The organism is Sphingorhabdus sp. EL138 (genome assembly GCF_945882965.1).
GTDB lineage: Bacteria > Pseudomonadota > Alphaproteobacteria > Sphingomonadales > Sphingomonadaceae > Sphingorhabdus_B.
The window spans coordinates 53,114-65,099 of the sequence record NZ_CAMCWY010000006.1 but is presented as its reverse complement, the minus strand read 5'-3'; the positions used below and the strand labels follow the sequence as shown (position 1 = coordinate 65,099).

The window sequence follows — 11,986 nt, the reverse complement described above, 5'->3', positions numbered from 1 at the left end:
CTGTTTAGTCGGGGAGGATTTTTTACATGAATACGCCTATTTTGGCGCCAGCGGCTGCGTTGGTGGTCTGGTCACTTATAATGCTATTCTGGATGGCGGGGACGCGGCTTCCGGCCATGTCAAAGATCGGCATGGATCTCGGCAAGGCTGCCCCGGGTGGTCGCGGGCAAGATATTGACCCTAATGTGCCACCATCGGTCGCTTGGAAATCCCACAATTACATACATCTCATGGAGCAACCGACGATTTTCTATGCCACGATCATGATCTTGGCAATCTCCGGCGGCGCAACGGACCTGTCCCTCATGCTCGCCTGGGGCTACACTGGTTTACGCGTGATTCACAGTCTATGGCAAGCAACGGTTAATACCGTAAGTATCCGCTTTATGTTCTTTTTACTATCGACTTTCTGCCTTACCATATTGGCGGTACAAGCGTTTCTAGCAACTATTTAAGGGGGGAAGTTACATGCAGAGTGCAATTTTAGGACCAATCGTCGCGCTTGCGGCGTGGACGATGATTATCTGGATTTGGATGTACGCCAAGCGCTTACCCGCGATGGGGCGTGCTGGCATTGACGGAACCAAGATTGTGGGTTCTTCCAGCGGCGCGTTGCGCGATGCACTAGTCGCCAAAGGCGAAGAAAAAGCATCATGGGTTGCAGATAATTACAACCACTTACACGAAGCACCTACAGTATTTTATGCGGTATGCTTGGTGCTGGCGATGGTTGGACAAGGCGACAATTTGAACGCGACTATTGCTTGGGCATATGTCGGCCTGCGCGTCGCACACAGCTTAGTTCAGATTTTTTCTAACCGCGTGATCATACGCTTTGCGTTGTTTACGTTGTCATCCGTTGCACTCTCGATACTCGTGGTGCATGCTGTGATGTCAGTGCTGCTCCACTAACGGCTAAAATGGCCTACTAGCTCGATATGGGTTGACCAGCGGAACTGCCCCACCGGCCAGATCCGCTGCAACCTGTATCCAGCCGCAACCAAGGTTTTGGCATCCCTTGCAAAACTGGCGGGGTTACAGCTTACATAAGCGATGTTTGGCACATTCGACGCGGCAAGCTGAGCGACTTGTTCCTTTGCGCCTGCGCGTGGTGGATCAAGCACCACCGTTTGGAATTTATTGAGTTCTTCCACCATCAGCGGCCGCCGGAACAGGTCGCGATGCTCTGCAAATATCGTTCGGCCAGCATGCCCCGCCGCCGCTTTAAGCGCAAGGCTCGCCTGCAAGTCGGCTTCGCCTGCATAAATTTTGCGGCCTTCCCCCATGGATAAAGCGAAAGTGCCCGAACCTGCAAACAAGTCCGCCACGATGTTGTCGTTGCCAGTGATTGCATTGACCGCATTTACCAACGCCGCCTCACCATCGACTGTGGCTTGCAGGAAACCATAGGGTTGATAGCCCACCGCAACCCCGCCAAGCGTGACAGTAACTGGCTCTGGCTCGTAAAAAGGTACGGGACCATAGCCTTCATCCAGCGACAGGCGCGCAATGTTTTGAGCCTTGGCAAATTCGGACAATAGCTCATGCGTGTCGAGATCATTGGCTATCCAGTTCTCAATCAATACATCGACGCCTTGGTCTACCATTGCCAATTTAATCTGCACTTGACGCGCACGGTTTAGCCTTGGCTCAAGCAAGGCCCGCATCGGGGCAAGCAAGGCAAACAATTCTGGCGCCATGACGTCACACTGACGTAAGTCGATAATCCGATGGCTTTTCTCGGTGCTGAAACCAAGCTGAAACTGCTTGCCAGCCCAGGCCGAACGCACAGCAATACGGCGGCGCGTCTTTGGCGGCGATAGATGCACGGGCATCACTTCGCCGATGTCGACCTGTTGCGTGGCAAGGGCATGCGTCACGCGCTCTGCAATAAACAGGCGCAGACTGTCTTCGTCTAGATGTTGCAACTGACAACCGCCGCACAGCGGAAAATGCTGACATGGCGGCGTAACGTGGTGCGGGCCATGTATTAACCCACCCGACGGCTCAACACTGTCGCCTGGTGCTGCCAAAGCCACATAACGGCCATTTGCAGTAACGCCATCACCGCGCGCGGCGACCCGGATAATCTCTTGTGTGGTTTCCATACCGCCCCATGCCCGTGAAGGGGCAAGCAATCAACTGGCGATTAAACATCAGCGAAAACGTGCGTTTCTTTGGCACCACCAGGATGCGTCACTGCACCTTTATAGGCTGGACCTACATTTTGGGCATAACGCCAAATTGCACCAGACTGATAATCCGTCTGACGCGGTTTCCAGTTTTTACGACGTTCTTCAATGACTCCAGGTGCAACATTCAGATCGATTACGCCCGTTTCGGCATCAATCATTATCTCGTCACCATCCTCGATCAAGGCAATCGGTCCGCCCAAAGCTGCCTCCGGTCCAACATGGCCAATGCAGAAGCCGCGCGTTGCGCCAGAGAAGCGACCATCTGTGATGAGCGCAACTTTTTCGCCCATCCCCTGCCCGTAAAGCGCGGCAGTTGTCGACAGCATTTCGCGCATGCCGGGGCCGCCTTGTGGGCCTTCATAGCGGATGACAATAACCGAACCTTCGCGAATTTCCCTTGCTTCAACTGCTGCAAAGCAATCCTCTTCACAATCGAAAACCTGTGCCGGGCCAGTGAAGGTCAACCTGTCCATGCCAGCAACTTTCACGATTGCGCCCTCTGGGGCCAGCGTACCGCGAAGGCCGACAACGCCACCAGTGGGGGTTATGGGTGCGGTTGCGGGATAGATGACCTTTTGATCGGGGTTCCACGTGATTTGGTCGATATTTTCGCCAAGTGTTTTGCCCGTAACCGTCATGCAGTCGCCAAACAACAGGCCCTCCGCCAGCAAGGACTTCATCAGCATGTAGACACCGCCAGCATCATACATGTCGCGCGCGACAAACTGGCCGCCGGGTTGGAGGTCGGCCATATAAGGCGTGGTCTTAAATGCATCAGCCACATCAAACAAATCGAAATCAATACCAGCCTCATGCGCCATGGCGGGCAAATGCAAAGCGCCGTTGGTTGATCCACCCGTCGCGGCAACAATGCGTGCTGCATTCACAAAGGCTTCGCGCGTACATATATCACGCGGTCTGATATTGCGGGCGAGCAATTCCATGACTTGAACGCCCGCCGCATGCGCGATTTGGTCGCGGGTGGAATATGGCGCTGGTGCCATGTTGCTGTTGGGCAACGAAAGACCAATCGCTTCTGCAACGCAGGCCATGGTGTTTGCGGTATATTGTCCGCCACATGCCCCGTGGCCGGGACACGCCACCCGCTCAAGTTCTTCCAATTCCGATAAAGGGCAAGCTCCCGCTGCGTATTTGCCGACAATTTCAAACACGTCCTTAACCGTCACGTCTTTGTTCTTATAACGGCCGGGCAGAATGGAGCCGCCATACACAAAGATCGATGGCACGTTTAAACGCAACATCGCCATCATGATGCCAGGCAGCGACTTGTCGCATCCTGCAAAGCCCACAAGCGCGTCATAGCAATGGCCACGCACCGAAAGCTCAACCGAATCCGCAATCACTTCGCGGCTGACGAGTGAGGACTTCATCCCCTGATGCCCCATAGCGATGCCGTCCGTCACGGTGATCGTATTGAAACGGCGCGGCATTCCGCCGCCCTGCTCCACGCCAACGCGTGCGATATCGGCCTGCGCGTCCAATGTCGTGTTGCACGGTGCGCTGTCATTTCCAGCGGAGACCACGCCAACAAAAGGCCGCGCGATTTCTTCTGCAGTCAGGCCCATTGCGTAATAATAGCTGCGATGCGGGGCGCGTTCGGGACCTACAGAAACATGGCGGCTTGGCAATTTGGACTTGTCGAACTGGTTTGGCATACTAACCTCCGTTAAGCCGAGTGCTTTAAGCCTTTTTATATGGATAAGCCAAGCTGTTCCGAAACAAAATGGCACATTTCTGCCAATGTGCGTGCGTATCTTGCTTGGCCATCGGGGTTGCTTGATATATCCTGCCGCATCTCGATGCCGATATAGGGGATGTTGCTGGCTTCGGCGTGGCGGTTCATCGTCGCGTTCAGCAGCTTGCCGGAATAAGGAAGTTGGTCGCCAACAATATATCCTGCGTTTTCAAGCAATGGGATAGCCAATTTGGATGCGGTTTCCTGTTCATTATACAAAACCCCAACTTGCCAAGGCCGTGCCTCTTGTGGAGTGCTCTCAAGGGCTGGCGTGAAGCTATGGAGCGATAAAATCAGTGCGGGGCGGTGTTGCGATAGCAACTGCTCCAGATATGAATGATACGGCCAAAAAAAGCGTTCAAGCCGTGCCTCTTTATCCGTGGACGCAAGGTCGTTGCCGGGAATGACCACACCATCGCTTTGCGTGGGGATCGCTGCGATATCATGCGCGTCGCGGTTTAAGTCGACAACAAGGCGGGAGTATCCACCCAGATAGGCCGCGAAGTGCGCGTCCTGTGTGATCAAGCGCGCAACCTCAGCAACGCCAATGTCCCACGCAATATGTGTATTAAGGGACGCGGGGTCGATGCCGAGATTAATGTCGCCGGGGACGCGGTTCGAAGCATGATCGCTGATGATAAGGAATCCGCCTTGCTGCGGCGTTCCCAGTATTTCGAATGGAACATCGGTCATCGCAGCATAGTGGCCATAGACCACCAATGCGGGTCAAGCGTTGCTCGTGCGGTCTCAAGATCCATCTTGTCATTAAACAAAGCAAAACACGTCGCCCCAGAACCAGACATGCGCACGAACGCGGGGTTTGCCAGCGAAAGAAGATCGAGAATATCCGTAATGACTGGACAAATCGCCGCAGCAATCGGTTCAAGGTCGTTGTGGCCTGTAATCGCGGCGTCCCAAATGTCTCCACAGCCAACTGCGCCGCCATCAACGCCGCCCCATGCCTTAAATATCGCCGCTGTGGAAACGGATTGAAGCGGGTTTACAAGCAACACATGCCGCGCGGTGATGTTGCCATCGTCTAAAAATACCAAAGCCGTTCCGGTGCCGCTGCCAAAACTCGGGCGGCTATATATACATGCAGGGATATCGGCCCCTAATGGCGCGAGGATATCGGACAGTAACTGTTCGGACACATCCAAACCCCAAAGCTGGTTAAGTAGCCTTGCGGTGGCGGCTGCATCTGCTGATCCCCCACCAATACCAGAAGCAATCGGCAATCTTTTGTCGAGCCGGATTGCTGCACCTTGCGTAACGCAAAAGTGCGTCTTTAAGCACAAGGCCGTTTTCAGGACCAAATTGCTTTCATCTGCCTGTAGGCCAGCTCCAAAGGGGCCATCGATCTCCAGACTCAGCGTATCCGTAAGGCTTGCACTTAGAACATCACCATCCTGCACAAAGGCGAACAGCGTTTCAATGTCATGATATCCATCGGCCCGCCGTTTCCTGACGTGCAAGGCGAGGTTTATCTTTGCAAAAGCGACTTCAGAATGTTCCACGACACAACCTTTACCCCCGGGTGGCGACTAATAAAGCGCCACCCGCATCACATATTGGGGTAGTTAGGCCCACCGCCGCCCTCTGGCGTCACCCAATTGATATTCTGGTTCGGGTCCTTGATGTCACAAGTCTTACAATGGACGCAGTTTTGCGAATTGATTTGGTAGCGGGCGTCCTTACCCTCTTCCTCAATCCACTCATACACGCCCGCCGGGCAATAGCGCGTTGATGGGCCAGCAAACTCCATAAACTCGCTATTCTTCTGAAGGTCCATATCTTTGACCTGCAAATGAATTGGCTGGTCTTCGGCATGGTTGGTGTTCGACAGGAAAACCGACGACAGACGGTCAAAGCTGAATACCCCGTCCGGCTTTGGATATTCAATACGTTCGCCTGCATTTTTCTTTTTAAGCGCCTTGTGGTCTGGATGGTGCTTCATCGTGAATGGCATCCTTATGCCAAAATTCTCTAGCCACATGTTCACGCCAGCAAGCGCGCTACCAAGCAAGTTACCATATTTTTCGACCAGCGGGAGGACGTTGCGCACCATGCGCAATTCCTTATAAATCCAGCTGTTTTCATAGGCCGCCTGGTACGAAGTGAGCGCGTCATGTTCACGGCCCGCAGCCAACGCCTCAACGGCAGCTTCAGCCGCCAGCATACCGGATTTCATCGCAGTATGCGTGCCCTTGATACGCGGCACGTTTACGAAACCTGCCGAACACCCAATCAATGCGCCGCCAGGGAATGCAAGTTCAGGTACCGCCTGCCAACCGCCGTCGCTAATCGCGCGTGCGCCATAGGAAACACGGCGGCCACCCGCGAGTATCTTCTTAATCTCAGGGTGCGTTTTCCAACGCTGAAACTCTTCGAAAGGTGACAAATAAGGATTTGAATAATTGAGCCAAACAACAAAACCCAAGGCAACTTGATTATTCGCATGATGGTATAAAAACGCGCCGCCATTGGCATCGGTCAATGGCCAGCCCTGGCTATGGATTACGCGCCCGGCAGAATGCTGCTCGGGCGAAATGTCCCATAATTCCTTTAGGCCAATGCCGTAAACCTGCGGCTCGCAATCCTTATCCAGCGCAAATTGCGGTTTGAGCAATTTGGTGAGATGGCCGCGCACGCCCTCGGCAAAGAATGTGTATTTTGCATGCAATTCCATGCCGCGCATATAATCGTCTTTATGGCTACCATCGCGGGCAATGCCCATGTCACCTGTCGCGACACCCCTGACAGAGCCATCGGCGTTGTAGAGAATTTCTGCGGCCGAAAAACCGGGGAAAATTTCTACACCCAGATTTTCAGCCTGCCCCGCCAACCAGCGGCACACATTACCAAGCGAGCCGGTATATGTACCCTTGTTATGCATGAAACCGGGGGTCAGGAAATGCGGGATATTGAACTTGCCAGTCTTGGTCATTACCCAATGCTGATTGTCATTTACCGGCGTATCGGCCAGCGGGCAGCCCAACTTGCGCCAGTCAGGCAGCAGCTCGTCAAGCGCCTTGGGGTCAATGACCGCACCGGACAATATGTGTGCGCCGACCTCAGATCCTTTTTCAAGGATGCAGACGCTGGTATCGGGGGATAATTGTTTTATGCGGATTGCGGCCGAAAGTCCTGCTGGCCCGGCGCCAACAATAACAACATCATAGGGCATCGACTCACGTTCACTCATTGCCTTTATCCTTTACCCGGCAGATAATTCAGGCCATCCCGATAACCGAACAGCCTGTGGGAATTGCCATGCCAAGCAATTGACCCTGCCGTCAACTGGTGACTTAAGGGATTTATGGAGGATCTGGGAAAAATTACCGCATTTGCTATGGTTGAATCATTATCTGGCTGGTGGGAACTGGCTGGCGTTGATTCAGCTGTGAGCGAAGGCACATTGGATTTGCTAACGCAGGAAGCTGTCGATACGTCCCCGAACATACCCGTCGCTGCCACTGCTGAGAAGAAACAGGCCGACGCACCTGCGATGCCCAGTATCATGTGGCCCACCGATATTGCCGCCCTTCGCGAGATGGTGGTTGGTGGCGCTCCCCTGCCCGGCAATGCTTATGGTCCCGTCCGCTTCCCGTCAGTTGGCCCGGTTAGTTGCGATGTGATGATTATTTCGGATCTGCCAGACATTTTGCCTTCGCCAGAAACCACGGCATCTTTGAATGCGGCTCTCCTACAACGGATGCTTGCAGCAATCGGGATCGATATCGCGCAATGTTACTGCACATGGTTGGCGACGAGTATGCCGTCAACGGCGGAGGTTCCTGAAAACGACTTGCCCGACCTCGCCGCGTTTATGCTGCATCAGATAAAGCTGATTAGACCTAAATCGCTGGTGATACTCGGTTCCGCCGCATGCAAGGCTTTGTTGGGCGAAGAACTGATGCATGCGCGGGCGGAGTTACGAATTGTTAACCATGATGGCCTCAATATAACAACGCTGGCGACATTTCATCCACGGACGCTTATTGCGCGGCCTGCCATGAAAAAGCAGGCATGGAGAGATTTGCAGATGTTTGCGAAAAGGGTGCTCCAATGAGCAAAAGAATATTCAATTTGAATTGGCTGGCTTTTGCATTGGCTTGCGCCCCCATTGCGACGGCTCACGCAAACATAAGCGACGGATTTCGCGCAATTACGCTCTCTCAGCCGGCACCCCATGTTCTAAGTACCCAAGAAAAAGCCGTTTTCACGGCAATCTATGACGCTATCCGTGCAGAAAAATGGGATGCGGCATCACGCATGATTGATGTGGCGCCCCAAGGCCCGATGTCGGCGATGGCGCGCGCAGAATTATATGTTGCACCAAATAGCCCAAAGGTGGAGGCAGCACAGTTGCAAGCCCTGCTTGAGGCTGCACCTTATTTGCCGCAGGCAGAACAATTGGCGACTATGGCACGTAAGCGCGGCCTGGAGATGCTTCCCGATCGGCCTGGCATCCGCCGCTTTTCATGGCTAGGTGGCGCACCAAAAAGGGATTTACCCGCAAGTAAGGCAAGCGATAGCGTACGTGCCGAACTGCAGGTGTTCATTAAAAATGACCAATCGTTTGCCGCCGAACAATTTTTGGAAAGCAAGGCATTAGAACTGTCGCCCGAAGGGCTGACGGAGTTACGCTATCGTGTGGCATGGTCTTATTACATCGAAAATGACGACGCAGCCGCAGTGCGTGTTTCTACTGTCGCGCAAGCTGCCGGTGGAGAATGGGGTACGCAGGCCACTTGGGTGCTTGGCCTCTCTTCTTGGAGGCTCGGCAATTATGCCGCCGCCTATAATGCCTTTGACCATGTTGCCCGTTTGGCCAGCAACGATGACTTGAGGGCCGCAGGGTTGTTCTGGGGCGCACGCGCGGCTATGGCCGCAAAACAGCCGCAATTTATGCAGCCCAAGATGCAAAAGGCGGCGCAACTGTCAGAAACCTTTTACGGATTACTCGCCAGCGAAGCGCTTGGCATGGAACCAATCGTGCGCAAGGTAACGAAAGTCGTCAAGCTCGATTGGGCGAGTTTGAAGGAGCAGCAAAACGCGATTTTGGCGGTATCTTTGACGGAAATTGGCCAGAATAAGCTGGCGGATCAGGCGCTTCGCCATCAGGCCAGAATTGGTGATGCCCGGCAGCATGCAAAACTCGCGCAGTTGGCCGGCGCGTTGAACTTAGCTTCCACCCAATTCTGGTTGGGCCATTATGGTCCATCACGTGACCAGAGCAACATTATGGCACGTTACCCCCTGCCCAGTTGGGAACCTACCGGTGGCTGGCGCGTCACGCCCTCATTGGTCTATGCCCACACGCTGCAAGAATCCAATTTTCGTACTGACGTGATCAGCCCTGCGGGCGCACGCGGCCTCATGCAGGTCCGCCCTGGAACGGCTCAGGACCTTGCGCGGGCGCGCGGTGCGTTCTTCACGGCATCCGAATTGGACCGTCCGGCAACCAATTTGGAATATGGCCAGTCCTATTTGGAAAAGCTGCGCGACTTGCCCGCGACGGGTGGACTTTTGCCCAAGGTGATCGCCGCCTATAATGCAGGGCCAACGCCGGTAACGCGGTGGAATAGCGAAGTGCGCGATAATGGTGACCCGCTGCTCTTCATTGAATCTATCCCCTATTGGGAAACGCGCGGCTATGTGGCGATCATCCTACGAAATTACTGGATTTACGAGATGCGTGCAAACAGGGCTTCGGGCAGCTTGACGGGCCTAGCCCAATATATGTGGCCAAAATTTCCCGATACCAATGGCACCGTCACCGCGCGCCGCATGACAGGAGGCATCATTGCCGCTCGATGAAAGCAGGGCGTTCAAGCCAGTAAACATCGCGGTCCTGACGGTGTCCGATACCCGCGGCATCGAAAACGATACCAGCGGCGATTTATTGGCAGAACGCATAGTCGCCGCTGGCCACAAAATCGCTGAACGCGCTATTTTGCGCGACGACGCCGCTTCAATCGCTGCACGGCTGCGTAGTTGGATCGACGACGATGACATCGATGTTGTCATCTCAACCGGAGGCACCGGGTTAACCGGACGCGACGTGACACCCGAAGCTTTGGAACTTGTAAAGACGAAGGATATCCCAGGTTTCGGCGAGCTGTTTCGTTGGATAAGCTTCGCAAGCATCGGCACATCCACAATACAGTCGCGCGCCTGCGCCGTGCTAGCGGGCGGGACATATATTTTTGCCCTGCCCGGTTCAAACGGCGCAGTTAAAGACGGTTGGGACCAGATTTTGGTGCATCAACTCGACAGCCGGCATCGTCCGTGCAATTTTGTGGAACTGATGCCGCGCTTGCGCGAAGTGTAGTTAAAACAGCCAGCGAAGCCTATTTTAGCCCAAGGCCCCAGCGACTAGGCCTCAATCCACCAGCACAAAATCCTTAAACTGCGCGCGAAGCGCCACTTTTTGGATTTTGCCAGTGCCTGTATGCGGTAATTCGTCCACAAACAGCACACGGTCGGGCATCCACCATTTGACGATGCGTTCCGCCAGATAGGCCTTCACCGTCGCTTCATCGACGTCAGCCCCTGGTTTCTTCACAGCGATCAGAACTGGCCGTTCATCCCATTTGGGGTGCGGGATGCCAATTGCGCCTGCTTCGGCAATACCGGGGCAACCAACCGCGATGTTCTCAAGTTCAACTGAACTAATCCACTCGCCGCCCGATTTGATGACATCCTTCACGCGGTCCGTGATCTGCATCGTGCCGTCTGGGTGCAGCACGGAGACATCTCCGGTATCAAACCACTGATCCGCGTCAACTGCGTCCGCCTCGGCCTTGAAATAGCGTTTAATGACCCATGGCCCGCGAATCTGAAGCGCACCAGATGTCACACCGTCGCGCGGAGCAATATTGCCGTCCTTGTCGATCACGCGCAGCTCTACGCCAAATGGCGTGCGGCCTTGTTTGCAAACCACGTCAATTTGCTGGTCCAGCGTCAGTTCATCCCAATTGGGTGTTGGCGCCCCCATCGTGCCAATGGGGGATGTCTCGGTCATGCCCCATGCGTGCGACACACGCACGCCCGATTTCATCAGACGCTCGATCATGGCACGCGGCGCAGCCGACCCGCCAATCGTGACCAAGCGCAATTTGCCAAGTGTCGCATCACGCTCGGCGGCGGCCTCTGCATCCAAATGCGCGAACATGGAGAGCCACACAGTGGGCACACCCGCGCTGTGGGTAATGCCTTCTTGAAGCATTAATCCATGCAAGGTTGCGGCGTCATTGGTGGTCGAAAACACGAACTTCACGCCCGCAGCAGCGCCAGCAAAGGGTAGGCCCCAGCTTGCCGCATGGAACATCGGTACAATCGGCAGCAATGCCGACTGCGGGCTAAGGTCAAAAATGGCTGGCGCGATTTCCGCCATCGCGTGCAACATGGTCGAGCGGTGTTGATACAAAACACCCTTTGGGTTGCCAGTTGTGCCGCTGGTGTAACATAACATACACGGCTCACGCTCATCGCCGGTGGCCCATTCATAACTGCCATCTTGCGCGGCGATAAGCGCACCGTAGTTGTCGTCGCGGTCAAACACGACATAATGCTCAACGGTCTTCAGATGCGGCCTCAACCGATCAATAATAGGCTGAAACATTGTGTCATACATCAACACCTTATCTTCGGCATGGTTCATGATGTAGATAAGGTCTTCGTCGAACAGCCGCACATTGACGGTGTGGATCACGCCGCCAAAGCCAATAGCGCCATACCAAGCGGCCAAATGCCGGTGATGGTTCATGGCAAAGGTGGCAATCCGGTCGCCTTTTTGGAGGCCTAAACCCGCAAAGGCTTGCGACAATTTGCGCGCTTCGGTTGCAACGCCAGACCAGTTTGTACGTTCAATATTGCCGTCGGTCCAACGTGTCACGATTTCGCGCGTGCCATGTTCGCGGGCTGCGTAGTCGATCAAACGCGGAACGCGAAGGTCCCAATCCTGCATGGTGCCGTACATCAAAACCTCTCCCTCTTCATGCGCTGCACGATAACGCAGACGCAATTT

At 54.5% G+C, this 11,986-nt stretch carries 11 protein-coding genes; 5 read left to right on the top strand and 6 right to left on the bottom strand.

Annotated elements, in window-relative coordinates; genetic code table 11:
* The first annotated feature begins 26 nt into the window (after positions 1-26).
* The gene (locus Q0N43_RS04095; protein WP_295442913.1) at positions 27-455 is read left to right on the top strand and encodes an MAPEG family protein; all 429 of its coding nucleotides are present in this window, start codon (positions 27-29) and stop codon (positions 453-455) included.
* A gap of 13 nt (positions 456-468) precedes the next feature.
* Positions 469-912 (top strand): MAPEG family protein, encoded by a 444-nt coding sequence (locus tag Q0N43_RS04090; protein WP_295442910.1) that lies wholly within the window; start codon positions 469-471, stop codon positions 910-912.
* Here Q0N43_RS04090 and Q0N43_RS04085 read toward each other — a convergent pair.
* The 5 genes from Q0N43_RS04085 to Q0N43_RS04065 are packed head-to-tail and all read right to left on the bottom strand — an operon-like array spanning position 909 to position 7,156.
* Positions 909-2,108: a class I SAM-dependent RNA methyltransferase gene (locus Q0N43_RS04085; RefSeq protein WP_295442907.1), complete on the bottom strand. Its 1,200-nt coding sequence runs from the start codon at positions 2,106-2,108 to the stop codon at positions 909-911. The genes Q0N43_RS04090 and Q0N43_RS04085 overlap by 4 nt on opposite strands.
* 41 nt (positions 2,109-2,149) lie before the next feature.
* Positions 2,150-3,871 (bottom strand): dihydroxy-acid dehydratase, encoded by a 1,722-nt coding sequence (gene ilvD / locus Q0N43_RS04080; RefSeq protein WP_295442903.1) that lies wholly within the window; start codon positions 3,869-3,871, stop codon positions 2,150-2,152.
* A gap of 35 nt (positions 3,872-3,906) precedes the next feature.
* The gene (locus Q0N43_RS04075; protein WP_295442900.1) at positions 3,907-4,644 is read right to left on the bottom strand and encodes an N-formylglutamate amidohydrolase; all 738 of its coding nucleotides are present in this window, start codon (positions 4,642-4,644) and stop codon (positions 3,907-3,909) included.
* Positions 4,641-5,468: a 4-(cytidine 5'-diphospho)-2-C-methyl-D-erythritol kinase gene (locus Q0N43_RS04070; RefSeq protein WP_295442897.1), complete on the bottom strand. Its 828-nt coding sequence runs from the start codon at positions 5,466-5,468 to the stop codon at positions 4,641-4,643. Before Q0N43_RS04070 ends, Q0N43_RS04075 begins: the two co-directional genes overlap by 4 nt.
* A 47-nt stretch (positions 5,469-5,515) precedes the next feature.
* The gene (locus tag Q0N43_RS04065; RefSeq protein ID WP_295442895.1) at positions 5,516-7,156 is read right to left on the bottom strand and encodes an electron transfer flavoprotein-ubiquinone oxidoreductase; all 1,641 of its coding nucleotides are present in this window, start codon (positions 7,154-7,156) and stop codon (positions 5,516-5,518) included.
* A 114-nt stretch (positions 7,157-7,270) separates the two neighbouring features.
* Between Q0N43_RS04065 and Q0N43_RS04060 the strand changes: the two genes are divergently transcribed.
* From Q0N43_RS04060 to moaB, 3 genes are read left to right on the top strand one after another with little or no spacing between them, the layout of a single operon-like run.
* Positions 7,271-8,023: a uracil-DNA glycosylase family protein gene (locus Q0N43_RS04060; protein WP_295442892.1), complete on the top strand. Its 753-nt coding sequence runs from the start codon at positions 7,271-7,273 to the stop codon at positions 8,021-8,023.
* The gene (locus Q0N43_RS04055) at positions 8,020-9,774 is read left to right on the top strand and encodes a lytic transglycosylase domain-containing protein (protein ID WP_295442889.1); all 1,755 of its coding nucleotides are present in this window, start codon (positions 8,020-8,022) and stop codon (positions 9,772-9,774) included. The genes Q0N43_RS04060 and Q0N43_RS04055 overlap by 4 nt, the downstream gene beginning before the upstream one ends.
* Positions 9,761-10,288 carry a molybdenum cofactor biosynthesis protein B gene (gene moaB, locus Q0N43_RS04050; RefSeq protein WP_295442887.1) on the top strand — a complete coding sequence of 176 codons (528 nt, stop codon included), beginning with the start codon at positions 9,761-9,763 and terminating at the stop codon, positions 10,286-10,288. The genes Q0N43_RS04055 and moaB overlap by 14 nt, the downstream gene beginning before the upstream one ends.
* A 51-nt stretch (positions 10,289-10,339) precedes the next feature.
* On the opposite strand, the gene Q0N43_RS04045 is transcribed toward moaB, so the two are convergent.
* Entirely contained in the window at positions 10,340-11,938 is a 1,599-nt protein-coding gene (locus Q0N43_RS04045; RefSeq protein WP_295443028.1) for a long-chain fatty acid--CoA ligase, read from the bottom strand.
* Positions 11,939-11,986 lie beyond the last annotated feature (48 nt).